The organism is Ruminococcus sporogenes, assembly GCF_054655175.1.
In genome coordinates this window covers 835,536-859,794 of record NZ_BAAHOA010000001.1, presented here as the reverse complement: position 1 = coordinate 859,794, position 24,259 = coordinate 835,536, and the positions used below count along the sequence as shown (strand labels likewise).

Genomic DNA, 24,259 nt, shown 5'->3' with positions numbered 1-24,259 from the left:
TTGTATATAGATCTCATAAACGGTATGTTGTGCCCAATCAGCAACTTCTTCCCTAAATGATACATCATTTTTAACTTTGCGCAGTTGATTATACACATAATCGTAATCAGGTTCATTCATATTGAATCCTTTATTTATATATATTCTTTTATCTTATTAGCTTTCCCGTTTCACTGTGATAGGGGGGAGGTGTCAATTTCAAAACTATTTCTCCCTCAGAGCTTCCCCGAAGCCTTTTTTAATAGGCTCTAAGAAGTAATCCATAACCGTTCTCTTATCCGTCTTTATTTCCACGCTTCCGGACAATCCTGAAATCACATCTATCTCATCATTTTTATCTGTAATTTCAAGCTTCACAAGATAAACGCTGCCCGTCTGCTCGCTGACAAACGCGCTGGGGCTGATATATTTCACCTTTCCCTTCACCGTTCCGTACTTGTTATACGGGTACGCCTCCAGCTTGATTTCCGCTTCCATTCCGATTTCTATGTCGGCAATATCCATATTCTTTACATAGCACACCATTTCAACGGGCATATTATCAGGTACTATCGTTACAAGCTCCTGCGCGTTCGTTACCGCCGCTCCGACGGTATTCACATTTACGTTGTTTATATATCCGCTTACAGGCGCCGTTATATACTGATAATCCTTAGACAAGGCGTATTTTTCAAGGTTGGTTTCTATTTCGTCAAGCTGACCGCTTATCTCCGAAAGCTTTGAATTGATCTGTACGCTGTACTGGGTTTTTGTATCCTTGATTTTCGTTTCCGACTGTTTCAGCGCAAGCTCGTTCTGCTTTACTATAAGCTCCTGCATTTCAGCCTGACGGATTGTTCCGCTTTCTTCGTATTCCTCAAGCTGCAGCTGTGAAATCTGATGATTTAAATCGGCGTTTTCCTTATCCTTCTTAAGACTGTCAAGAGTGTTATTATAGCTTGCGTCTGCGTCCAGAATTGACTGAATATACGGTTTAAGCTCAGCTTCGTAATCTTCAATTTTAATCTTTGAAATATCGTCGCCGTTTTTAATCTTTGTATATATTTTCCGCTGTGCTTCAAGAATTTCTTTCTGACTGCTAAGCTGGTTTGTATCAATATCAAGGGATTCCGTATCAAGCTCTATCAGAACGTCTCCCTTTTTCACATATTCTCCTTCGGCAGCGTTTATTGACTTTACTGTTCCGCCTGAATAGGCCTGCACCACGTTTACATTTCCTGACGGCTGAACGCTTCCGCCGGCAGTAACTACCACGTCTATTTTCGAAAGGCAAGCCCAAATGACTGCCGCGATCATAAGCGTAAAAACTCCGAGTATTATTACCGTTCCCGCTTTATGGGCAGGGCGTTCAATAATTTCAAGCAAGGACGGCATAAAATCATACTTCAGCTCCTTATCCTTGCTTTTGCTGTGCTTCAATACGTATTCCGTCAGCTTATTATCCATCAATATCGCCCCTTTTCTGCTGGTTATACAAATAATGATACAGCCCTTCCCGTTTCATCAGATTCTCATGAGTATCGTATTCCACAAGATTGCCCTTATCAATCACCATGATTTTCTGCGCGTCCTTTAACGTTGAAAGCCTGTGAGCAATAATAAGCACTGTTCTTCCTTTGCATATTTCTTTAAGGTTATTCTGAATTATACTCTCGGATTCATAGTCAAGAGCAGACGTAGCCTCGTCAAATATAAGTATTCTGGGATTGTTAAGTATTGCTCTCGCAATAGCGACTCTTTGCTTCTGACCTCCGGAAAGTCCCATGCCTTTCTCGCCGATAATCGTTTCATAGCCGTTAGGAAGTTCAAGGATAAAATCATGCGCGCCCGCTATTTTTGCAGAATGAATGATCTGCTCCATACTTGCTGTTGGACAGTGAATTGAAATATTTTCCGCGACGGTTCCGTTGAACATAAAGTTTTCCTGCAATACTACTCCGATCTGCTTTCTGAGCATTGCGGGATTCACAAGTGAAATATCCATACCGTCTATGGATATTTTACCGCCCTCCGGCAAATAAAGTCTTTGAATCAGCTTTGAAATGGTGCTCTTTCCCGAACCGCTTCTGCCTACAACTCCTACAATGGTGTCAGGCTCTATTTCAAAGCTCATTCCCTTGATAACCTCTCCGCCCTGCGGATTGTATCTGAAATGCACCTGATCGAATATAATTTTACCCTGAACGCCGGGCATAGCAGTCTGATTTGCGTTTAGAATCGGTTCAGGGGCTGTATTAAAAATATCGCCGATTCTTTTTACTGAAAGCGACGCCTGCTGATATTCCTGCCAAAGCTGTACCAGTCTTAAAACAGGACCGCTTACTCTGCCGGAAAGCATTCGAAACGCCACAAGCTGCCCCACTGTAAAATTACCGTCCATTACCGCTTTTGCGCCGAAAAACAGAATCAACAGGTCGAATACCTTCTGAATAAACTGTCCGGTCGTTCCGGCGGTTGCGGAAACCATAGAGGTTTTGTAGCTTGCCTTTACGTAATCGGATTGCAAATCGCCCCATTTTTTCTCGAACTTTGGCTCTAAGGCATAGGATTTTACGGTCTGCACTCCCGTTATGGATTCAACCAAAAAGGACTGAGTGTTCGCTCCCGTTTCAAACTTTTCGTCCAGTCTTTTTTTGAAAAGGGGAGTAACTATAGCCGAAAGTACTGCGTAAACGGGTATAGAGCAGAGGACGATAACTGTCAGCATTTTGCTGTAGAAAAACAATACTACTATGTATACGATTATGAAAATAAAATCTATCATTGAGGAAAGCGGAGTGCCTGTCAGAAAATTTCTGATACTGTCAAGCTCTCTTACTCTCGCCACCGTTTCGCCGACTCGTCTTGATTCAAAGTATTTCAAGGGAAGTGCGAACAAATGCCGAAACAGCTTGAAGCTGAGCATTACGTCTATTCTGTTTGTCGTATGGGTAAACACATAGTTTTTGGCAAGGGACAGAATCAGCTCGTATATGTATACAATTGCGATGCCGATTGCAAGCACGTTAAGCGTCGACATACTTCTATGGACTAAAACCTTATCCACAACGACCTGAGTCATAACGGGAGTAAGGATTCCTAAAATCTGTACTGTAAATACGGCTATCAGTACCTGTATAAATTCCTTTTTGAATTTCAGTATCGTGGGTATAAACCACTTGAAGCTGAATACCGCTTCTCTGTCCATTATTCCTTTTTTGGTAATAAGGATCGCTGTGCCATCCCAAATTTCTTCAAGTTCTTCACGGCTTTTGATTTCAGGTTGTGTTTTATCCGCAAAGAGAATCATATATTTATCTTCTTTGGACTTAGCTATGATGAAAAATTCGTCATTTTTATTCTTTGCAATAATCGGCGCCTTTACGTCCTTCAGCTTTTTTAAATTCAGCTTACAAAGCTTTGCCCGCATTTTCAATTTCTTTGCGGATTCTATTATTTCTATTTCTCCGGTTTTCTGTTCGGGATCAAGAACTGATAGCGTTTCAGCCTGCTCTTTTGTGATAGGTATACCGTGAAACTTCATAACTATCATAAAGCAGCTAAGTCCGCTGTCTTGTTTTTTCTCCATGCTTCGACTTCCTTTTTACATAAATTATGCGGCAGCTTTTTTTACTGCCGCACTTTTAATCAGAATTTATATTACTCTGCCTGCGTACCGACAAGCAGTTGATTCAAAGCTGACGTATCCTGCATCGGATCGCTAATGCTCATGCAGTCAGAAACGTTGTTCTCCGTACCGAAAGCGGACATATTTTCGGTCAGTATCATTACCTGTATATCCGTCTGATCTGCGGTTTCCTCTGTTTCCTTTGCCTCTGAAACAGCGCTTGATGAATCAATCAGAACGGCGCCGCTTGTTTCTGTGAGTAATTCAGAAGTAACGTTGTCGTCAGCGTACATATCGCTGAGCAAATCTGCACTCGCCTGTATAATTTCTTCCTCAGAGGTTTCCTGAACAATTGCATCATTGCTCGCAGGCTGACTAAGCTCAAGCTCCCATGTATCCTTATTTACTGTTCCTACTGCTCCGTCTGCAAATTCAAAGGTATATCCGCCCTGATTCCACTTGTAGCCGTTAATAGTAAGCTTGTCCTCGGTACCGTTTACAGTCATTTCAAGCGTGGAATCCCACAGATTTGTTATTGTAACTTCACTTGAACTTATGTCCTTAAGCTTTACGATACTGCTTCCGCCCCAATCCTCAATCGTGTCGTTTCCGTAGCCTTTGCCGAAGATATATGTATCGTTTCCGTTTCCTCCGTAAAGCCAGTCGTTTCCTGTTCCTCCATCGAGGGTGTCATCGCCGTCGTTGCCATAAAGGTAATCGTTTCCGGAGCCTCCGTACAATGAGTCATTGCCGCTGTTTCCGGTAAGGTTGTCGTTGCCGCCTTCGCCATAAAGAGAATCGCCGTTTGAGTTCGCTACATTCATCCAGTCGTTACTGTCAGAACCGTGCAGCGAATTTATTAATTCTGAAATATCAATTCCGTTAATATTAAAATTATAAAAATCGTAATACTGTGTCAAAATGATCGAATCTGATCCGAAAGATATTGTTAAATCATTTCCTGTTCTTCTGAATTCAGCTGATGATATATCTAACCCTGATAGTGCGATTGTGTTATATCCCGCGGCGTCGGAAATAGTATCTGTACCATAGCCCGCCTTGAAAATAATCGTATCGTCGCCGTGATCGTCCTGAATGTAATCGTCGCCCTCTCCCGGATCAATAATATCATTTCCGCCGCCTGCAAATATTTTGTCATTGCCAAAGCTTCCTTCTATATAACTTCCGTCGTCGCCATCATATATTACATCATTACCGTGGCCGCCGTATATTTCATTTTCTCCGTTACCGCCATAGAGATGATCGTCGCCTGTACCGCCTAATATATAATCCTTATCGTTTCCGCCATAAATATAATCATCACCCTCCTGGCCGTACATTATATTTTCACCGTTTCCGCCGTAAATATGGTCTCCGTCATCTCCTCCTTCTATATAATCTTCATCTTCACCTCCATATATATAGTCCTCACCGTTTCTGCCATACAAATAATTTTTACCGTCGCCGCCCTCTATATGGTCGTCTCCGTTTCCGCCGTCAATATAATCGTTCCCTTCGCCGCCATAAAGCCAATCCTTATCTTCTTCACCGAATATTACATCATCACCGTTATCGCCGTATATTTCATCTTCTCCATTTCCTCCGTATATACTGTCGTTTCCATCATCGCCATGTAATTCGTCGTCATCGTCTCCGCCTGAAATATAATCGCAGCCGTTTCCGCCGTAAATAATGTCATTTCCGCCTTCGCCGCTAAGATAATCGCCTATCATAATACCGTTTTCAACAAATATTTTATTGCTTTCTAGCGATGTAGGATCGTCTCCTCCATACATAATGTCATCGCCTTCGCCGCCGAACATTACATCGCTGCTGACTCCGCCATACATGGTGTCTTTTCCGTTGCCGCCATACATATAGTTTGGTCCGGATGTTGATCCTAAGTCCATAATGTTACCTGATCCGTCAAATTCCGGTAAATCGCTTATATTAGGAAGTACAACTTCTCCTGACGGAAGCGGCTCGATATATTCATCGCCATACATAGTATCATTTCCGTCGCCGCCGTAAATATAGTCGATACCATTACCGCCGATTAATAAATCGTCGCCTTCTTCGCCGAATATGTAATCGTTATCGTCGCCGCCGTCAATAACATCTCCGAAAATGCTTGCTTCCGTTCCGCCGGACTCTATGTTCTCGCCTGTACCGCCGTATAGATAATCATTTCCTTTGCCGCCTTCAATATGGTCTTTTCCAAAACCTCCGTAAATAATATCATCGCCTTCGTCTCCGTAAAGGAAGTCATTATCATTTCCTCCGTCGATAAAATCATTTCCTCCGGCCCCATGAATTTCGTCATCACCGCTGTAACCATAGATCATATTTCCGGCGTCATTATCCTGCCAGTAATTTATTCCCCACTCGTCTTCTATCTTTTTAACATATCCTGACCCTTCCGGAGCGCTGTTAACACTGATACTTACACTCAAATTATTTCCGTCCAACGGCTTCCAGAAATTATTAATGAATTCATCATTTGTCATTATCTCCTGTACTGCAACAAACGTAAAAGCGGTAATGACTCCAACCGCGGCAATTGCGGCAACCGTCCCGACAGGGCCTGACGCTATACCCACGCCTAATATATACGTTGATAACTCTCCGGAAGCCCAAACCAATGCATTTTCCATAGCGAATCTGGTAAGCTCCGTTCTTGCCGTTTCCTTTGCTCCTTCAACACCCTGTAATTCATACGCACTGTATATTGAATCAACTGTATTTAAGAAATCAAGAATTGTAAACAAAGCGTCAACATATGGGATTACCTTTTTTAAGCCCTTTGACAATTCAGTTGTCGCAGAAGAAAAATCAAGAATAGCATTAGAAATTTTTTCATTTCCGCTTAATTTTCCTTCCAAAAGCTTTAGTATCCGCTTATCAAAGAAGCCGAGCGTATCTTCTGTTTTACCTACGGCTTTAAGATAATTTGCTCGAACGTCGCTTATTTGTTCAACCGGTATTGAATCAAGGTTTTTTATAAATTTATTATATTCTAATTCCAACTGGCGAACCTTAAGCTTTTCAAGATTATCTAAGCTATCATATTCAGGAAATACCGCTCTCAATTCGTCTTCCGGTATATAATTTCTTATATCTCCTATGGTTGTTTCAAATACTGAGTCAGACACATGATTTCTAACAGAAACTACTTTACCATTTATATCAAAGTATACAGTTGCATTTGTTAATGTGTCTACTCCTGTTGTTTTTAACCTATATTCTCCAACTCTGAATTCATCAAGTATGGATTGAGATACCGACTCATTAAGAAATGAATATTTTGAAAACAGTTCAGAATCTGTCATAATGCCAAGCTTATTTATTGTTACTGAATCAGCATTAATAGAATTCAGATACTCATATGCAGTAAATTTACTAATTATTTCCTTGTCCATCACAGGCGATAGACCATATTTAGAAACAATTTTTTTGGTAAAATAATCTACATCAGTGTTGTTAATCGGAACATCTGAAATGGCTTTACCAATTGCAAAATTAGTATCATGCTCATTAATTTCACATAATATATTGTACGAACTTATCAATTGTTGTTTTGAAACGCCTTGAACAGAGGTGACACTATCATTGGTGAATAGACGAGGAATCTCATTTTGACACCATACGCTATCCGAGCGAATATTATCACCCAAAACAGCGCGAACATTTCCTGATGCTTGATTAGCATATGCTTCCGAAAGATCCTGCCATGCTTTTACATTTTCGGGATCAGTACCATTAAACACAAAATCATCTAAATCCTTGTTATAAGGAAAGCCAGCATCAATAAGTTTCTGCTTATTTTGCTCCATTAACATTTCCAACGTTACTCCGCCATTTGCTTTTGCAGTTTCTTTGGCAATTTCCGCACCATTTTCACCCAATCCCGACCAAAAGAATGCCGTGTTTGGCTCAGTTTTGAATAGCTCTTTAACGCTATCTAAATCAAACATAATTATTTTTCATCCTCCCAAATAACTTTAAATCCAGTCTTACAGTTTTTTTCATATTCACATATTACATTTCGAATATACTTCTTTTTTTGTTCATCTATTTCCTCATTTTCATCAGGTTTTAACCATTGCATTGTTGATGGGTATGCATCAAACCCACATGATAAAGCCTCCCCTTTTATAATAAGCTTTCTTCCCTCAAAATATGGATCTTTTAAAAACTCAATTAATAATTTACTAGATGAAAATAGCACATTTACTTTTGACAGTGTATTTTTTTCGTTCATAATGATTCTCCATTTCATAATATATTTAGAATATCATACAATCTTGGATTTTTATTTGTCCAATCCTCAATCCAATCAATAATATCAGATTTCGTTAAATATTCATCAGCCATTTAATCTTTCCTCCTCTACAAAAACTGGTTCTGGAAATACTTCAAAAATCACTTCGCACCCATAAGTTATAGGTACAACCTCTTTAATAATTTCAATTATCGCTTTTTTATCTTGTTCTAAGGATTTAGAGGCTTTTATACTTTCAATTAACCAATGTACATTTTCCTTATATGATCTTGATTCGACTATAATTATTATTTTTTTATTTTTCCAAATCATGGCATATGACCTCGGCCTTTCCAATGCGCCTCCACCTAAATATGTAAAATAGATGTCTCGTTTTCTATCAACCGTCCATGTTGTAAATCTGCCTGCCTTGACTGGTTCATTATCAAATACAAAACCAAATGAATCAAACAAAGCCTTATCTGCTCCTTTAACGTCTTCTTTTACAAATGCCATAATAAAACCTCCTAATATTTAAATATATTTATATTTTACAACTTTTACTACAAATTGTCAAGTTTATATTATTTATTTAACAAAGATCGCTTTATTTAACATCAATTTTTTTGATATCAAATAAAACGATCTTTTAATACGCTTAATTTTCCTTCCAAAAGCTTTAGTATCCGCTTATCAAAGAAGCCGAGCGTATCTTCTGTTTTACCTACGGCTTTAAGATAATTTGCTCGAACGTCGCTTATTTGTTCAACCGGTATTGAATCAAGGTTTTTTATAAATTTATTATATTCTAATTCCAACTGGCGAACCTTAAGCTTTTCAAGATTTTCTAAGCTATCATATTCAGGAAATACCGCTCTCAATTCGTCTTCCGGTATGTAATTTCTTATATCTCCTATGGTTGTTTCGAATACTGAGTCAGACACATGATTTCTAACAGAAACTACTTTACCATTTATATCAAAGTATACAGTTGCATTTGTTAATGTGTCTACTCCTGTTGTTTTTAACCTATATTCTCCAACTCTGAATTCATCAAGTATGGATTGAGATACCGACTCATTAAGAAATGAATATTTTGAAAACAGTTCAGGGTCAGTCAGAATTCCAAGTTTTGAACCATAATTTACTGATGACACATAACTTGATGTATTTCCTACAGAAATCGATGGAAAATTATCAATAGCAGTTCGGATTCCACTAATTTTTCCATTAGAATCTAAATAAAACTCCGTATTTCGCAAAAGAATTTTACTATATGACGTAACTTCATCTTCTAATAGTTTATTAAGTTTATCAACAACTATTATCTCTGTGTCGAGAACCTCATCAATGGTTTTTCCAATCCATGCTTTGCTCAAATATGTCGGCATTTCTGTTAAGATTCCAACTGCGTTAGACTTGGCACTATCTCCGGCAATATAAACAATATCTTTTCCGGCTTCAAGTGCTTTTTCTGTTAAGGTTTTAGAAATGAAATCATCTAATGCAAGTACTTCACTATTTCCTTCTATAGCATATTGATTAATGCGTTGATCGTTATAATCTTTACCACCCAAAAATTTTTTGGTTATTCCTGGAAAATTATTATACTGTTCGGTATAAGAGCCTGTTATAACTTCATTAATCGCCGCCTGAAATTCATCTTCCCACAATATATTTGCTTCTGTATCACTGATGTAATAAAAGTCACTATTATTTTTGCAAAACTGACCCACTTCTTTATAATATACACCTGTATACAAAATTAATGTCGATTCACCATTAGGAGCTGAAAAAGAAACTTTATCTGATATTTCTTTTTGCAAGTAATCAGCAAATTTAGCAAGATCAGATGAATTTAATTCACCATCATATGCGATATTATTATCATTTCTCCAACTATAAATATGTTCAATTAACTTATTTAGCTCAATCATGTTATGCCTCCATTATTCTAAAGAATATTCTATTATTGTATCCTCATCAATTATATACTCATTATTGATTTTCCTACCAAGTGAAATTTCATCATGCTCTTGGATCACCATCAATGCCTCCAAAATTAACTGAGCAATTTCATTTCGTTTGTCATATGATTTTTGGGGTATTAACATTCTGAAAATTCTGCTAACCGATTTTCCATTTTTTGATTTTTTCGTAATTGAATTTTCTTCAATACGAATTTCAGAACCGTCCCACCAAAATACAGAAATATGAGGTTCATCCGCACGACCACCTCCTAATCCCATTAAAAATGCCTTTTTTTCACGATCAATGCACCAAGTAGTTCGTCCAAGTATAATCTCCTTTTGATGATTTCCAGTCCAATTTTTTATACCTAAAGAATTGAAGAAAGGAACATCCTTTTCCAATACTTTTTCAAAAACAAACGCCATAATAAAACCTCCTTATATTTAAATATATTTATATTTTACAACTTTTACTATAAATTGTCAAGTTTATATTATTTATTTAACAAAGATCGCTTTATTTAACATCAATTTTTTTGATATCAAATAAAACGATCTTTTAAAACGCTTAATTTTCCTTCCAAAAGCTTTAGTATCCGCTTATCAAAGAAGCCGAGCGTATCTTCTGTTTTACCTACGGCTTTAAGATAATTTGCTCGAACGTCGCTTATTTGTTCAACCGGTATTGAATCAAGGTTTTTTATAAATTTATTATATTCTAATTCCAATTGGCGAACCTTAAGCTTTTCAAGATCATCTAAGCTATCATATTCAGGAAATACCGCTCTCAATTCGTCTTCCGGTATGTAATTTCTTATATCTCCTATGGTTGTTTTGAATACTGAGTCAGACACATGATTTCTAACAGAAACTACTTTACCATTTACATCAAAGTATACAGTTGCATTTGTTAATGTGTCTACTCCTGTTGTTTTTAACCTATATTCTCCTATTCTAAATTCATCAAGTATGGATTGAGATACCGACTCATTAAGAAATGAATATTTTGAAAATAGTTCAGAATCAGATACAAAAGCTCTTTCTGCATAACGCCCTACATTAATATAATCGGGTGAAATATTTGTTTTAAATATACTTTCATATTTTGTTCCTTCAAATGATAAAATCTCAAAACCATTAGTATTTCGATATACTTTGGCGTCCATTATATCAATAACCGACTGTTCTTTAAGAATGTTAAATCTATCAGTAGACGTCATTGACAATAACTTTGATTTTTCAATTCCATTTATAGATTTAACATCTTCCATTTTTAAAAGGCGTTCTATTTCTGTTACATTTAATGTACTGTCTATTCTTGCATTGTCAGCTATTATTAAATAAACATCACCTTTTGCATTATTCAGCATAAAATTATCTGACACTAAATCATTCAATGACAATGTGTCACCAAAGCTGTATTTTGAGCGAGTGTCACCATTCCATGCGCCTCCAAGAATAATTTGATCACTATCATTAACAGCTTTTTTTTAAGCCGCTTTAAATTCAGCATCATTTAATATATTTTCAGCACTGTTATTTATAAAGCAAAATTGCCCATTGCTGTTTTGAACTATATTATCTATTGTATTGAATATACCTGTTTTATAATCCTGACCGATTCTTCCCGCATATCCTATCACTATACCACCATTGGAAACTTTATAATCCAATTTTAGCATTTGCTCATTAAGCTTCTCAGCAAATTTTACTATATCTGCTTTTGTTGCATTTGGATTTTTATTTGTCCAATCCTCAATCCAATCAATAATATCAGATTTCGTTAAATATTCATCAGCCATTTAATCTTTCCTCCTCTACAAAAACTGGTTCTGGTAATTTATCGATAATAATACCTCGTTGATTGTCTGCATTAGTAGTTTCTTTTATTATTTCAATTAACTCTTCTTTTTTGTCTTTTAAATTATTTGAAGCTTTAATACTTTCTATTAACCAGTGATTCTTATCAATATACCCTCTTATCTCAGTAGTTATAATTATTTTATTGTTTTTCCAAATTAATCCATAAACACTAGGCCTTTCCAATGCACCTCCACCTAAATATGTAAAATAGATGTCTCGTTTTCTGTCAACCGTCCATGTTGTAAATCTGCCTGCCTTGACTGGTTCATTATCAAATACAAAACCAAATGAATCAAACAAAGCCTTATCTGCTCCTTTAACGTCTTCTTTTACAAATGCCATAATAAAACCTCCTAATATTTAAATATATTTATATTTTACAACTTTTACTACAAATTGTCAAGTTTACAAATATTTATTTAACAAAGATCGCTTTATTTAACATCAATTTTTTTGATATCAAATAAAATGGCCCTTTAATACCGCTTAATTTTCCTTCCAAAAGCTTTAGTATCCGCTTATCAAAGAAGCCGAGTCCCCCTTTTCTGTAGCGGTAATCTGCTTACCCTTACGCCGTACATAGCCTTTGGCGACAAGTCCCTCGATGGTTGCGGCTCTTGTTACCGGAGTACCAAGACCTTTCTTTTCAGAATCGTCGGCGTAGTTTTCCTGCCCTGCGTGTTCCATTGCCGAAAGCAAGGTATCTTCCGTAAAAGGCTTTGGCGGACTTGTGAAACGCTCGCTCTTGCTTGGCCTTACGAAAAACTGCTGTTCCTCGGAAACAGGCGGCAAAGTCTTTGCGTTTTCCTTGTCCTCAGAAGTTTTCGCAGCAAACTGATTCCAACCTGATTCAATTACGGATTTGCCGTTTGCTGAAAACTCTGTATGATTGCATATAGCGATAATCTTCACCGATTCATATTTATGGGGTATAGCCGAAGTGTAAAGCAGACGATTTGCGATAAAGTCAAGAATGTTCTTTTCGGCAGCGGGCAGAATATTCAAATCAACATTCCCGATATTTACCGTAGGGATAATGGCATGATGTCCCGTAACCTCGCTGTTATCGATACAGCGTGAAATATCGGGATTTTTAACGCTGCCGAACGGAAAAATGCTGCCGATCAGGCGCGCTCCATATCATCGCTGAGGTACTGCGAGTCGGTACGGAGATATGTTACGATTTTGGCTTCATACAGCGATTGAACGCAGTCTAAAGTCTGCTGTGCAGTGTAGCCATAGATCTTATTGGCGTCACGCTGTAATGTGGTCAAATCGTAAAGTTTAGGCGGATTTACGGTTTTTACCTCACGCTTAACGGAAGATATGACAGCCGTATTTCCGTTGCAGGCTGAAACAAGCGTATCAGCGACATTTTCATCATCAATTCTTGCAGATGACAGCTTGAAATCTCCGCAGTCAAGATCGGCGGTAAAATACTTTTGTCGGATAAAGTTTTTGACTTCATAATCACGTTCACAATCATGGCAAGAGTAGGCATCTGCACTCTGCCGAGGTCAAGCCTGTCATGATAACGGCATGAAAAAAGTCTGGAACCGTTCATACCAACAAGCCAGTCTGCCTTTGTTCTTGAAAATCCTGCGGAAAAGAGGTTGTCGTAGTCAGATAAGGACTTCATTTTACTAAGCGCCGAGCGTATTGCACTTTCTTCAAGAGAGGATACCCAAAGCCTTTTCACAGGCTTATTACTGCCAATCATGTTGTAGACGTAGCGGAATATCATTTCTCCTTCTCTGTCTGCGTCGGTAGCACAAATTAACTCCGTCACATCATTTCTGCTCGTCAAGGCTTTCAGTACCTCAAATTGTTCTTTCGTATTTTCCGCAATCTTGAAAAGCCATTTTTCAGGAATCATAGGTAGCTGAGAAAAGCTCCATTTATCCAGCCAGCCGATGCCGTAATCATTTGGGTATTTCAGACCTACAAGATGCCCGAAACACCATGAAACAAGATATCCGTTTCCTTCGGCGTATCCTTTTTTTGATGTGTTAGCGCCGACCACCGGACTGATTGCACGTCCGACTGATGGCTTTTCGGCGACGATTAAAATTGATAAAAAAATTTCTCCTTTTTATTTAATTTTTAAATACAATATATTATACTTGGCTTTTAAGGTCATTTGTAATATAATATATATGAAGAACTCAGGAGGTGTGAAATATGCTTTATGAATACTTGGTTACTGCTTTCGGATTCAATGAGCCTATCTTTACAAGCGATATTCAGTTTGAAGACTACTCTAAAATCTGGATTGCAAAAGAGCTTTCCAAGTTATGCGAGAAAAAACAACTTATTCGATATGAAAGAGGCATTTACTATATTCCTAAAAAACGCCGTTTGATGAAAGCGTTTTGAATCCGAACAAAGTGATTGAACGAAAATACCTATCAGATAAAGGCAAAAAAATCGGATTTTATACGGGTATTACCGCTTTGCAGCAAGCCGGATTATCAACACAGATTTCAAATGTTCCTGAAATTCAAACAAATAACGAAATTTCCAAGCTGCGCAGAGTTAAGGTGGGCAGTCAGGAAATCATACTCCGCAAAGCAAGAACTAAAATTAATAATGAAAATATTGCTGTTTTGCAATTTCTCGAAATAATGAACAGTACGGCAGCAAGCTATTTCGATGATGTCAGAAAAGCAATACTGAAAGAATGGATCAGAAAAAGGAATATAACAAGGCAGCTTGTAACAGAGTACGCTCCTGTTTTTCCTGACCGGACAATGCGTAATCTTGTAGAAAGCGGTGTAATTTACTATGTTGCATGATGACAAACAGACTTTTGAACAGTTTATCCTTAAAACATCGGACTATCTTGGAGTAACAGCGGAAATTATTGAAAAAGATTATTTTGTTACACTGTTTCTGAATGCTATGATATAATTAAACGATTTTCTGAAGAATCGGAAAATAAGCCTTCTGAAAGCAAAAGAAAACAGATAAAGGCTTCTATAATTAAAGTAATAGATAATCTGCACTTTAATCTTATAAACGCTGACAATGTCCGCAGCCGCAGGGAATATAACCGATATGTAATTGACTATCCGTCATCGCTTTCAGCTTCATATCTTAAAGAACATCTAATAGTGGAAACCGCTGTTTATCAGAGGGCATATCCGACCAAAAAAATGACAGCAGACAGTCTTATCTACAGATTCATTTCTCAAAATGGATATGATGATTTTATTATCCGGAATAATTTACAGCCGTTTGAATTGAATGTACAGACTACTGAGCGTACAATGATAGATAAACTGTTTGCATTGGCTGATTATTACCTGCTTGGAACAACTTCCGAGCATTCAAGGCATATCTATGATATTTTCAAGCTGTCGGAAATTGTTGATATAGATGAAACTCTCAAAGATTTAGCAGTATCAGTTGCCAATGAAAGAAAACCTCATAAAATGTCCCTTTCCGTTCAGGACGGCGCTGATATTAAAAATATACTCAAAGAGATTATTTCAAAAAATATTTATAAAGAAAATTATGAAAACATTACTTTACCGCTTTTGTTTGAAACTGTTTCCTATGAACAGGCTGTTGCTGCATTAAGTGATATATTGGAAAAAGGACTTTTTAACAAAATATGATAATTGTATCTGTTTCCCGAAATCAAAATTAAATTGTTTTCGGGAAATTCTATTTCCCAATTTCATTATTTTTTCGATTTTGGGAAATAGAATTCTGAACTGTTATCATTGAAGCGTTATTCTCCAACGATTTTTTAATTCATGGGGTATGTTCTGCCGTTTATTTCTTGCACCTGTCCAAAATAAGCCGCCTGCAATCCCTTCATTGACAAAACCGCTTGCTTTCAGGCTTGCCCCGTTTTCTGAAACAAAAGTATATGTGATGATGTCGGTATAGCCCATATTTTTTTTGCGATACGGCAGCAAGCGCCGTACAGCATGGAACAGGCGTTATATGTTCCGTCGGTGCATACACGCAAAATTTCACAGGTGAATCCGTTATCCAGACGCCTTGAAACAGGTCTGTCGCAGATTGCCACACCGCGAATTTTCTCTTCCTCTGCAACCGCTAAGCAGAATTTGCACCCTACGGGAGCATTATAGTGTCTGTGAAAACGGTTTACAAAATCAGAAGCAATATCTATCTATATGTACATGGAATGGTACTTAACTTACTCATGTTCTTTCTCCTGTGATTTCCTCATCTTCACAAACTCCCAATATTTTCGGGTATATTTGTAAGACTGACCGAAAATATGAATTGCCGCCGTATATAAATTAGGCTCATATTTTTTGATGTTCTCCAATTCCTCCGTAATTCTCGGATTGAACGGACAGCCGACGCAGCCAGTTCTTTTCAATCCGTATTCGGTATAACAATGCGAGTGTCGCACGCCGTAAAACTTCTCATAATCCCTTTTATCGCCGTCCGTATACCAGAATATCGGACGATATGTATTGCAGCCCTTGACTTGCTTTCCGAAAAACTGGATATATACTAATGCTTTTTCAAGTACTTGAAAAAGGAAGAGGTTAATCGTAAGGCTTATTCTTTTTTTAAGGATTTAAACCTCGCTGTTTTTCAATACATTAACGGCTTTTACAATTCGGTAAGACCTCATTCTCATAATAACGGGTTGACTACTATTCAAGCTGAATTCAATTTTTTCTGATTTTTCTTGTCCACTTTATTGACTTTGGTTCATGACCCCCGATCTGTTTGAGCGCGAAATTTTTACATTCCGGCGTTCTTCAGTTTCTTTTTTATTTTCAGATATTCCATGTGCTTTGTAATGCACTCGAAAATATTGGTTGTTTTGTAATACCGCTTTCTTGGTCTGGTAAAATATTCTTTCATGAATTTTGCCTGTTTTTCAAGGAATACGCCGTTTTTTCTATACAGTCCGCAGAGAATAGCAGGAGCGACGCACGCTCCCATAGCGAAAATCGCTCCCGTCATACCCATAAGCCATTTAGAAATCCTTTCTGCACATTTCACTTGACAATGCGCACATAATTATGATATAATATGTATAGAATATTTTTAAGGAGGTTGAACAGCCATGATGATTAAGCCGTCCACTTGTCTGCGGAATGAATACAATGATATAGCCGATTTCTGCAAACAGCAAAATCAACCTGTCTTTCTTACAAAAAATGGTGAAGGCGATCTTGTTGTTATGAGTATGGAGCATTACGCTTATCGTGAAGAAATGCTTGATTTGCGCGAAAAGCTTCTTGAAGCTGAAGCTCAGCGTATAACCGGCGCTAAAACCTATTCGCTTGATGAAATAAACGCCAAGCTGGAGGACATTATCAATGGAACAAAATAATCCATTCAGCTTAGAATATCTCCCCTATGCTTTGAATGATATGATAGAAATCGTTTCGTCCTACATTATGTTCGGAAGCAAACAGGGCGCTATTAAAGTAAAAGATAGTTTTAATAAAGCCGCACAGCAAATTTCAGTATTTCCATATTCCGGCGTCGCCGTACCAGATGATAAACTTGCTAAACTTAATTTTCGAATGATTATTGTTGGTAAATATCTGATGTTTTACAGAGTCTTTGAGAATGAACATAAAGTCATTTTTTATCGTGTCCTTAACGGAAAAAGAAATTATCCGACATTGCTTTCAAGATTTATGCAGGAAGCAGGTGCAGAAGAATAATTTTATCCTCAAGAAATACACCGTCTTTATTAGGCGGTGTATTTTAATGCGCCGAAAAGACTGTTTTACTTATTGCACCCGTTCTCAGAATTGTAAAAATCAACGCTGACGTATAACCCATAAGCATTGCCATCTGCATAATCACACCGTCGCCGCCTACGTTCAGCGTGGCAATCATATTTGCAAACAGCGTTTTGAAAATGCCTAGCGCGACAATGATCAAAAATCTCTGAAATGAAAGCGCTAATAGCTGTTTTATCCAGTTCTTGCCGATACCCGACCATTCGCCGCCGTCCATCATCGTTGCCATAGGAATCGGAGCGACGCTCAGATACATGAAAACTTCAATAATTCTTGAAGCCAGCGTTATTACGATTGCCACTATCAGAATCATAATTCCGAGATGAACAATGAGTGAAATAAACCAGACTGTCATTAGTTCTCCAAGGCTTAAACCGCTTAGAGCCGATTTTTTCAATGCAAGAGCCGTCGATAAATAATCGCCTGTTCCGAAAAGCTCCGATAATCCTTTAGAGCATATGTTTGTGCCGAATGATAACAGTCCCGAAGCGATGTAAAACACATTCGACACAAGAATTACGCCGCATACCGCTTTGATGATCCATTTTATGAATATCGAATCATCAAAGTCCTTGAAATTGTTGCCCCGAATGACCGTCTGAATCAGGTCGTTCAGCAGAATTATCGTCAGAATAAAGCCGCCTATTGGGACAACTACGTTATTGCAAAGCGTTTCAATCGTTGTCCAGACTGACGCGACCGTTCCTGCAGGTATGTGCTGACAAGACCGTCGTTTCCGGTTGTCTGTGCAAACGTATCCGTCAACAAGTCTGATATTCCGTCAAACTGGGACTTGATTCCGTCCTTGAATAAGTCACAGCGCCAATTTTCCAGAGCGTCGATTGCGTCGCTGATTACTCCCATTTTCATCACCCCTTTCGTCCGAGCAATTTATTAATGGTCTGTCATATTTATTTAATCGCCGAAGTTCAATCTTTGTGGGCAGCAGTTTTCTGCATATTGTTTTTGCTGTGAAACTCTCGTATGTATTTTTTTCTGATAGCAATCTGTCAGATTGTGCCTGTCATCATCTTTTCAAGTACAGGAACAAGAACGATTGCAAGAAGAATCAGTCCAAGACTGCACATAAGCTGTTTCATACCCTGTGAATTAAGACAGTAGTCATATAGAAACTTTTTAAGAAAATTATGTATAGACGGATATGGCAAGCTATTTTTCTTTTCAGGCGGTTGAATATTTCAACAGGGTATGGTATAATTTGTGATATAGAGTAAGCATTCGGTCTGCTTGCATAAATCAGTATTTATAGGAGAAAGCGATGAAACATATAGGTACGCAGCAATTTGAAACAGAAAGACTGATTTGCCGAAAGTTTAATTCAAATGATTATGAGAATATGTTTGAAAATTGGGCAGCAAATCCAAATATTCAGCTTGAATATGGGGAACCTGTTTATGATACGATTCAAAAGGTGCAAGAATTGTTGAAAAAATACATTGATTCTTACAGCAATATGGATTATTACAGATGGGCAATTGTTGAAAAAGCAAGTAATCAAAATATAGGTCAAATAGCCTTCTGTAAGGTGTATTCAGAATGCAGAACGGCAGAAATCGAATACTGTATCGGAGAAAAATTCTGGGAAAACGATTATGCGAGTGAAGCTTTATCTGCTTTAATTGATTTTACATTCAGCCATATGGATTTTGTGAAACTTGAAGCATATCATAGAATCGAAAATATAAAATCCGGAAAAGTATTGGTAAAATCAAAAATGGAAGTTACCGATACAGTTGAACGATTTATTCGTGAAAATATTTCTCCGTGCGGAGAGGTTTGTTATTGTATAACAGCGGATATGTATAAAAATCTATAAATTTCAATTTGTCTTGACAGCTCAATATCTTATAGCCTAATGACACACAATAAACGTTCTGCGCAAGTCAAATCAATCATTTTGGGACACACCACAACAACTGCCATCCCTAATGAAATAGTTTTTACGCAAGCCTTTAGAAACGCTGTACAAGCCGTTTCTGAGGTCTTGTTTTTATGAGGAAGGATACGCTCTCCAATGTCTGACGGCTGTATGAGCCTTTTCCGTTCGTCATACCGCAGAGCCGTATTCCTCGCCTTGACGAAATTTTTTCTTGTTTTTGGATTTCATGTACAGAATCATTTTCATCAGTGCAGCAACGGAAATTCCCGCAAGCAAATCGACATGGTTAAAGCTGGGGAAAACCTTTGCAAACGATGTGCCGATTTCATACAGAAAGGGCGGAAGCTTTTCTTGAAATCCCTCTCCCTCTGCAATTCTGTAGGCAAATGCAAGCTTGTTTCCAGCGTAAGCGAAGATAGCATATGGCAGATTGGAAAGTATTATTTTCTTGATTTTTTTGCTGTTAATCTGCATTGCCATACCTCCGCCAAGTATAATCGAAACGTGCCTTTGGCTCGATTTTTAAATATTTCATCGCATATTCTCCTTTGACTTTTCACGTTGTTTCTGCTTTTTACGAGGCAGGCTGTGAATTTTCTCGGTTTCCTTTTTCATCTTATCCCGATTGAACTCCCCGCGCCCTTTCGGGGACGTTCAGCATTGTAGACAGCAGTCCGTATGCGTCAAGAGATAGGTTTTTGTCGTTTGGGACAATGGTTTTGTTTTCGGGCATAAGATTGACTTCCTTTGGAAATTGTTTTTCGTGCAATAAAAAAAGCGCTCCCCGAAGGAAACGTTTTTTATTGTCAATATTTTACCATTACATCAAGGCTGATAACGCTTCTCATATAATGGATTAAGCGCTGTGAGATATATGTCAACAGGTTTATCTAACAGCTTTTTTAGATATCTAACGAATATTTCTGCCGTTAGTATCTAACAAATATCTATCCAAAATGTGCTTTTTTCAGCGCTTTTACAATTTACGAATTATCGGGCTTTTGGGGATTTCATCCTCAAAAAGTCCCGATTTTACGAGGATTAAATGACATGAAATGATTCTAACTACAACGAACTGTCACAAAGATTAAATAACTTAAAATGGGTTTCGACAGGACTTGCAGAAAATTGCATCAAAAAAGCTCTTAATGCAAGAGTTAAGGAAATTGTTGAGAAGTTCACAGCCGATTTTAATTCGGGAGAAATTACGAAAGTAAAGTCGGCAAGCGTCGATAAGACAAATGTTAGCGAATCTGTCCTCAAAGATTCCGCAAACGGAACGTCAGGGGAGTATGAGTTTACTGACTTCTTGAAATATTGGCTCTCGACCGTCAAGCCTACGCTTGCATACACAACTTTTATTTCATACATACGTTGGCAAGATTACAAAATACTTTGACGAAAAATATCCTAATATACTTCTTGGCGATGTAACAGGACTTATGATTCAGCAGTATTATAATGATATGTATACGTCTGGTCTGAAGGCTAACACAGTTAAACATTATCATGCAAATCTTCACAAAGCGTTCAAGTATGCAATGAAGATGGATTTGGTAAACTCCAATCCTACGGATAAAGCTGATCTTCCGAAAATGAACAAGTTCACAGCAACGTTTTACAGTAAGGAAGAGCTATAAAAACAAAAAGCACAAGATTGATCTTGTGCTTTTGAAAAATGGTGCCGCTGACCGGACTTGAACCGGTACGGTATCGCTACCGAGGGATTTTAAGTCCCTTGTGTCTGCCTATTCCACCACAGCGGCGTATATTAAATTTTTGGTAAACACAGCAGATAACCAATCTATTACATAAATTAGTCCATTTGCGTTTGATGAGCATTTATGTATCATTTAGCTGCGCTGTTTCTCTATATTTACATTAAATTATCTTTATTAAACTGTCGCTTAAATCTTACATTACAGATTTTCTTTGGTTAACAGATTAAATGATATAAGAAATTTTCACTTCGAGTACCCATTTATTCCACAAGCAACACATATTACGATATATATTATACAACATTTTACAGTAAAAGTCAATACCTAATATAAAAAAATAAACTGACGCTGTAAAACAGAATCAGTTTATTTATATATTTTAGAAATAATAATTATATTTATTCTTCGTCAAGAGCCTTTGAAAAATCAGAACCATATCCGCCTGTGACATATTCAAGCGCGTCACTGTCATATCCAAACCTAAATACGCTTGCGCATATACCTGGATTCTTATTAAACTTAAATACTACAGTAACTGTATCACCGGCATTTCCGCTGACGTTTTCTGCCATAACCTCAAATGAACCGTCATTTTTGAAGCTGTTTGCAGAAGCTTCGCCGCCTACAACAACAGAGCCGTTTATTCCTGTTGCTGGAATAGTAACTGCGCTGATATTAGAAAAATCCAGCCACTCAATAGTTATAGGATATGTACCGTTTGCAGTAGTGTCTTTAATTTTAAATGTAGCGGTAATAAATTCTCCGTCAAAAACAAAGTCCTTTGATAAATTCATCCAATATGCCTGCTGTATTTTCTTCTTACCCTTTATCTCAGAATTATCAACTTGATTATTGTTTTCCCCGCTTGGGTTTACATTATTTGAGTCATCAATGCTGCTGCCGGAACTTCCGCTATTAGAATCGCTGCTTTCAGCGTCTCCTCCAGGAACAAAAATCACATCGGTGCCGCTCATCAATTCTTCCGCATTGAATGTTGCGCCTTCCTCTGAAACTTCAGAAGAATCCCCTGTACTTTCATTACCGCTTGCTGAAGACGAACTGCCTGATTCAACAGGATCCTGAGCAGTATCTGTTGCTTCAACAAATTCTGAAATTTCCAGATCATGCTTCATAAGCTGCTTGGCTTCTTCAGACGAAATAGTAGCGGTTTTGATACCGGCCTCATTGGAGCCGCTTTTTTTATCAGAGCAAGCTGCCATTGAAAGCGATAAAGTGCATATAACGGCAACCGCTAAGATTTTTTTCTTTATATCAGACATTTTTAAAACTCCTTTAGTCATATAATAAATCTCAACTATAGATTCATTATACACTTTAATATAAACAATGTCAACCCTGTTTTTGTGACAATTAACTGAAAAATCAAGGAAATAATTTACTTATTCAAACATTAATCATATTGTTTACCGCGCTGAATAACGCTTTAAGCGAAGAATCGATTATATCGGTTTCTATACCTACTCCCCAGAAATCATTACCCTTTTCGTCTTTAATTCCTACATAAGAAACAGCCTTTGACGTATCTCCCTGCTCCATTGCATGCTCCGTATATGTGTGCAAATCATATTTTATTCCAAGTATATTCATCAAAGCTTTGCTGACAGCGTTAAGTCTTCCGTTGCCGTGAGCTTTTTCGTTCATAATCTTTCCGTTATATTCAATCGTCACATCTGCTTCAATTCCATCTTTCTTAACGTAATGAGCTTCCTTTAAAGCAACCGGGGACTGCTTATTTATAAATATATCCTTAAATATGTCATACACTTCTGAAGGCATAAGCTCACGATGGGCGTTATCTGAAACATGCTTTACCATATATCCGAACGGTTCTCTCATTTTCGGAGGCATGATTATTCCAAACTGCTGTTCCAGAATATATCCTATGCCTCCCTTTCCTGACTGACTGTTAATTCTGATAACGTCGGTTTCATAAACCCTTCCCACATCCTGCGGATCTATCGGCAGATAAGGTACCGTCCAGTGCTCGCAGTTTTTCTCCTGACGCCATTTCATACCCTTTGCAATAGCGTCCTGATGAGAGCCGCTGAACGCTGCAAATACAAGCTGACCGCTGTAAGGCTGACGTTCGTAAACCTTCATTCCGGTAACTCTCTCATAAACTTCAGTTATTTCAGGCATATTTTCAAAATTAAGCCGAGGATCCACCCCCTGAGAAAACATATTCATACCCAATGTTACAATATCCACGTTACCGGTTCTCTCTCCGTTTCCGAAAAGCGTTCCCTCTATTCTGTCAGCGCCGGCAAGCAAACCCATTTCACTGTCGGCGACCGCACAGCCTCTGTCGTTATGAGGATGGAGAGAGACTATAACATTTTCGCGGCTTAACAGATTATCGCACATATATTCTACCTGATTCGCGTAAACATGAGGCATTGAATGCGAAACTGTAACCGGAAGATTTATAATAACCTTATTTTCCGGCGACGGTTCCCAGATCTTTATTACTTCATTACATATTTCAAGAGCAAATTCCGGCTCAGTTCCCGTAAAGCTTTCAGGTGAATATTCAAAACGGTAATTGCCGACGGCGTTTTCCCTGTAGCTTTTGCAAAGCCTTGCACCGGTTACTGCAATATCTATAATTTCCTCTTTGCTTTTTCTAAAAACCTGTTCGCGCTGAGCCAGAGATGTAGAATTATAAAGATGTACAATAACATTTTTTGCGCCTTTGAGAGCCTCAAAGGTTTTCTTTATAATATGCTCTCTTGACTGAGTAAGAACCTGTATCGTAACGTCGTCTGGTATAAGCTCCTTTTCAATAAGCGCGCGGCAGAATTCATATTCTGTTTCTGAAGCTGCCGGAAATCCAACTTCAATTTCCTTAAACCCAATTTTCACAAGATATTTAAAGAAATCCAGCTTTTCGTCAAGCGTCATAGGATTAATAAGCGCCTGATTACCGTCTCTCAGATCAACGCTGCACCATATAGGAGCATGATCCACATAATCCTTCTCAGTCCATTTCATAGGAGGTTTTTTGACCGGAAAATACTGTCTTGTGTACTTTTCAAAATTTTTCATAATACATCTTCCTTTCAAAATTATCAGAGATGCAACAAAAAAGCTTCACCTCTTCTATTATAAAGAGGTGAAGCTGATAAACTCCACGGTACCACTCTTTTTGGCACAGATTCCGCTG

At 37.9% G+C, this 24,259-nt stretch carries 29 protein-coding genes, 1 tRNA gene, 2 pseudogenes and 1 other annotated feature (1 of these 33 running past the window's edge); of the genes and pseudogenes, 9 read left to right on the top strand and 23 right to left on the bottom strand.

Annotated elements, in window-relative coordinates:
* Window positions 1-204: 204 nt before the first annotated feature.
* The 12 genes and pseudogenes from ACYQ0N_RS04630 to ACYQ0N_RS04575 all read right to left on the bottom strand — a co-directional run bounded on the left by ACYQ0N_RS04630 (window position 205) and on the right by ACYQ0N_RS04575 (window position 13,724).
* On the bottom strand, window positions 205-1,446 hold the full coding sequence (locus tag ACYQ0N_RS04630) for an HlyD family efflux transporter periplasmic adaptor subunit (RefSeq protein ID WP_460161988.1): 1,242 nt from the start codon (window positions 1,444-1,446) through the stop codon (window positions 205-207).
* Complete coding sequence (locus tag ACYQ0N_RS04625) at window positions 1,439-3,568, bottom strand: type I secretion system permease/ATPase (RefSeq protein WP_460161987.1); 2,130 nt, start codon at window positions 3,566-3,568, stop codon at window positions 1,439-1,441. Before ACYQ0N_RS04625 ends, ACYQ0N_RS04630 begins: the two co-directional genes overlap by 8 nt.
* A gap of 71 nt (window positions 3,569-3,639) precedes the next feature.
* Complete coding sequence (locus tag ACYQ0N_RS04620; RefSeq protein ID WP_460161986.1) at window positions 3,640-7,581, bottom strand: calcium-binding protein; 3,942 nt, start codon at window positions 7,579-7,581, stop codon at window positions 3,640-3,642.
* Window positions 7,582-7,583: 2 nt separating this feature from the next.
* The gene (locus ACYQ0N_RS04615; RefSeq protein WP_460161985.1) at window positions 7,584-7,868 is read right to left on the bottom strand and encodes a hypothetical protein; all 285 of its coding nucleotides are present in this window, start codon (window positions 7,866-7,868) and stop codon (window positions 7,584-7,586) included.
* Between the two features lie 105 nt (window positions 7,869-7,973).
* Window positions 7,974-8,384 (bottom strand): hypothetical protein, encoded by a 411-nt coding sequence (locus ACYQ0N_RS04610; protein WP_460161984.1) that lies wholly within the window; start codon window positions 8,382-8,384, stop codon window positions 7,974-7,976.
* 116 nt (window positions 8,385-8,500) lie between these two features.
* The gene (locus ACYQ0N_RS04605; protein ID WP_460161983.1) at window positions 8,501-9,805 is read right to left on the bottom strand and encodes a hypothetical protein; all 1,305 of its coding nucleotides are present in this window, start codon (window positions 9,803-9,805) and stop codon (window positions 8,501-8,503) included.
* A gap of 12 nt (window positions 9,806-9,817) precedes the next feature.
* On the bottom strand, window positions 9,818-10,264 hold the full coding sequence (locus ACYQ0N_RS04600; RefSeq protein ID WP_460161982.1) for a hypothetical protein: 447 nt from the start codon (window positions 10,262-10,264) through the stop codon (window positions 9,818-9,820).
* Between the two features lie 116 nt (window positions 10,265-10,380).
* On the bottom strand, window positions 10,381-11,235 hold the full coding sequence (locus tag ACYQ0N_RS04595) for a hypothetical protein (protein WP_460161981.1): 855 nt from the start codon (window positions 11,233-11,235) through the stop codon (window positions 10,381-10,383).
* A 93-nt stretch (window positions 11,236-11,328) separates the two neighbouring features.
* Complete coding sequence (locus ACYQ0N_RS04590; protein WP_460161980.1) at window positions 11,329-11,640, bottom strand: hypothetical protein; 312 nt, start codon at window positions 11,638-11,640, stop codon at window positions 11,329-11,331.
* On the bottom strand, window positions 11,633-12,043 hold the full coding sequence (locus ACYQ0N_RS04585; protein ID WP_460161979.1) for a hypothetical protein: 411 nt from the start codon (window positions 12,041-12,043) through the stop codon (window positions 11,633-11,635). Before ACYQ0N_RS04585 ends, ACYQ0N_RS04590 begins: the two co-directional genes overlap by 8 nt.
* Before the next feature lie 165 nt (window positions 12,044-12,208).
* The gene (locus ACYQ0N_RS04580; protein WP_460162177.1) at window positions 12,209-12,721 is read right to left on the bottom strand and encodes a DNA topoisomerase; all 513 of its coding nucleotides are present in this window, start codon (window positions 12,719-12,721) and stop codon (window positions 12,209-12,211) included.
* Window positions 12,722-12,825: 104 nt separating this feature from the next.
* Window positions 12,826-13,724 (bottom strand): annotated as a pseudogene (locus ACYQ0N_RS04575) (DNA topoisomerase).
* A gap of 158 nt (window positions 13,725-13,882) precedes the next feature.
* Between ACYQ0N_RS04575 and ACYQ0N_RS04570 the strand changes: the two are divergent.
* From ACYQ0N_RS04570 to ACYQ0N_RS04555, 4 genes are read left to right on the top strand one after another with little or no spacing between them, the layout of a single operon-like run.
* The gene (locus ACYQ0N_RS04570) at window positions 13,883-14,077 is read left to right on the top strand and encodes a hypothetical protein (RefSeq protein WP_460161978.1); all 195 of its coding nucleotides are present in this window, start codon (window positions 13,883-13,885) and stop codon (window positions 14,075-14,077) included.
* Window positions 14,074-14,496 carry a hypothetical protein gene (locus tag ACYQ0N_RS04565; RefSeq protein WP_460161977.1) on the top strand — a complete coding sequence of 141 codons (423 nt, stop codon included), beginning with the start codon at window positions 14,074-14,076 and terminating at the stop codon, window positions 14,494-14,496. Before ACYQ0N_RS04570 ends, ACYQ0N_RS04565 begins: the two co-directional genes overlap by 4 nt.
* Window positions 14,486-14,611: a hypothetical protein gene (locus ACYQ0N_RS04560; RefSeq protein WP_460161976.1), complete on the top strand. Its 126-nt coding sequence runs from the start codon at window positions 14,486-14,488 to the stop codon at window positions 14,609-14,611. The genes ACYQ0N_RS04565 and ACYQ0N_RS04560 overlap by 11 nt, the downstream gene beginning before the upstream one ends.
* Window positions 14,608-15,321, top strand: a complete 714-nt coding sequence (locus ACYQ0N_RS04555; RefSeq protein WP_460162176.1) for a nucleotidyl transferase AbiEii/AbiGii toxin family protein — start codon at window positions 14,608-14,610, stop codon at window positions 15,319-15,321. The genes ACYQ0N_RS04560 and ACYQ0N_RS04555 overlap by 4 nt, the downstream gene beginning before the upstream one ends.
* 105 nt (window positions 15,322-15,426) lie before the next feature.
* Here the strand turns inward: ACYQ0N_RS04555 and ACYQ0N_RS04550 are convergent, their stop codons facing one another.
* From ACYQ0N_RS04550 to ACYQ0N_RS04540, 3 genes are read right to left on the bottom strand one after another with little or no spacing between them, the layout of a single operon-like run.
* Window positions 15,427-15,603, bottom strand: a complete 177-nt coding sequence (locus ACYQ0N_RS04550) for a hypothetical protein (protein ID WP_460161975.1) — start codon at window positions 15,601-15,603, stop codon at window positions 15,427-15,429.
* Complete coding sequence (locus ACYQ0N_RS04545; protein ID WP_460162175.1) at window positions 15,546-15,839, bottom strand: XF1762 family protein; 294 nt, start codon at window positions 15,837-15,839, stop codon at window positions 15,546-15,548. Before ACYQ0N_RS04545 ends, ACYQ0N_RS04550 begins: the two co-directional genes overlap by 58 nt.
* A 33-nt stretch (window positions 15,840-15,872) precedes the next feature.
* Complete coding sequence (locus ACYQ0N_RS04540) at window positions 15,873-16,061, bottom strand: hypothetical protein (protein ID WP_177531544.1); 189 nt, start codon at window positions 16,059-16,061, stop codon at window positions 15,873-15,875.
* Between the two features lie 153 nt (window positions 16,062-16,214).
* On the opposite strand from ACYQ0N_RS04540, the pseudogene ACYQ0N_RS04535 reads away from it, so the two are divergent.
* Window positions 16,215-16,373 (top strand): annotated as a pseudogene (locus ACYQ0N_RS04535) (IS3 family transposase); the annotation flags it as partial.
* Window positions 16,374-16,435: 62 nt separating this feature from the next.
* Here the strand turns inward: ACYQ0N_RS04535 and ACYQ0N_RS04530 are convergent.
* The gene (locus ACYQ0N_RS04530) at window positions 16,436-16,699 is read right to left on the bottom strand and encodes a PrgI family protein (protein WP_177531546.1); all 264 of its coding nucleotides are present in this window, start codon (window positions 16,697-16,699) and stop codon (window positions 16,436-16,438) included.
* A gap of 64 nt (window positions 16,700-16,763) precedes the next feature.
* On the opposite strand from ACYQ0N_RS04530, the gene ACYQ0N_RS04525 reads away from it, so the two are divergent.
* Both ACYQ0N_RS04525 and ACYQ0N_RS04520 read left to right on the top strand, forming a co-directional pair.
* Entirely contained in the window at window positions 16,764-17,033 is a 270-nt protein-coding gene (locus tag ACYQ0N_RS04525; protein ID WP_177531547.1) for a type II toxin-antitoxin system Phd/YefM family antitoxin, read from the top strand.
* Window positions 17,020-17,373, top strand: a complete 354-nt coding sequence (locus ACYQ0N_RS04520) for a type II toxin-antitoxin system RelE/ParE family toxin (protein ID WP_177531548.1) — start codon at window positions 17,020-17,022, stop codon at window positions 17,371-17,373. Before ACYQ0N_RS04525 ends, ACYQ0N_RS04520 begins: the two co-directional genes overlap by 14 nt.
* 43 nt (window positions 17,374-17,416) lie before the next feature.
* Here the strand turns inward: ACYQ0N_RS04520 and ACYQ0N_RS04515 are convergent, their stop codons facing one another.
* From ACYQ0N_RS04515 to ACYQ0N_RS04505, 3 genes are all read right to left on the bottom strand, one after another.
* Window positions 17,417-18,133, bottom strand: a complete 717-nt coding sequence (locus tag ACYQ0N_RS04515) for a VirB6/TrbL-like conjugal transfer protein, CD1112 family (protein ID WP_465250175.1) — start codon at window positions 18,131-18,133, stop codon at window positions 17,417-17,419.
* Window positions 18,109-18,318, bottom strand: coding sequence for a hypothetical protein (locus tag ACYQ0N_RS04510; RefSeq protein ID WP_460161974.1), 210 nt, complete (start codon window positions 18,316-18,318; stop codon window positions 18,109-18,111). The genes ACYQ0N_RS04515 and ACYQ0N_RS04510 overlap by 25 nt, the downstream gene beginning before the upstream one ends.
* 146 nt (window positions 18,319-18,464) lie before the next feature.
* Entirely contained in the window at window positions 18,465-18,623 is a 159-nt protein-coding gene (locus ACYQ0N_RS04505) for a Maff2 family mobile element protein (RefSeq protein ID WP_460161973.1), read from the bottom strand.
* A 110-nt stretch (window positions 18,624-18,733) separates the two neighbouring features.
* Between ACYQ0N_RS04505 and ACYQ0N_RS04500 the strand changes: the two genes are divergently transcribed.
* Window positions 18,734-19,291, top strand: a complete 558-nt coding sequence (locus ACYQ0N_RS04500) for a GNAT family N-acetyltransferase (RefSeq protein WP_460161972.1) — start codon at window positions 18,734-18,736, stop codon at window positions 19,289-19,291.
* A gap of 231 nt (window positions 19,292-19,522) precedes the next feature.
* On the opposite strand, the gene ACYQ0N_RS04495 is transcribed toward ACYQ0N_RS04500, so the two are convergent.
* A complete protein-coding gene (locus tag ACYQ0N_RS04495) occupies window positions 19,523-19,828 on the bottom strand; it encodes a conjugal transfer protein TraG (protein ID WP_177531551.1) in 306 nt (101 codons plus the stop codon).
* A gap of 908 nt (window positions 19,829-20,736) precedes the next feature.
* On the opposite strand from ACYQ0N_RS04495, the gene ACYQ0N_RS04490 reads away from it, so the two are divergent.
* Window positions 20,737-20,994, top strand: a complete 258-nt coding sequence (locus tag ACYQ0N_RS04490; protein ID WP_460162173.1) for a phage integrase SAM-like domain-containing protein — start codon at window positions 20,737-20,739, stop codon at window positions 20,992-20,994.
* Window positions 20,995-21,033: 39 nt separating this feature from the next.
* Here the strand turns inward: ACYQ0N_RS04490 and ACYQ0N_RS04485 are convergent.
* The 3 genes from ACYQ0N_RS04485 to ACYQ0N_RS04475 form a co-directional block, all read right to left on the bottom strand.
* Window positions 21,034-21,120: transfer RNA gene (locus ACYQ0N_RS04485), tRNA-Leu, on the bottom strand.
* Window positions 21,121-21,473: 353 nt separating this feature from the next.
* On the bottom strand, window positions 21,474-22,355 hold the full coding sequence (locus ACYQ0N_RS04480; protein WP_177531553.1) for a cohesin domain-containing protein: 882 nt from the start codon (window positions 22,353-22,355) through the stop codon (window positions 21,474-21,476).
* A 124-nt stretch (window positions 22,356-22,479) separates the two neighbouring features.
* A complete protein-coding gene (locus ACYQ0N_RS04475; RefSeq protein ID WP_460161971.1) occupies window positions 22,480-24,141 on the bottom strand; it encodes a 2-isopropylmalate synthase in 1,662 nt (553 codons plus the stop codon).
* Between the two features lie 60 nt (window positions 24,142-24,201).
* Window positions 24,202-24,259, bottom strand: a binding site (T-box leader) (it continues 184 nt past the right edge of the window).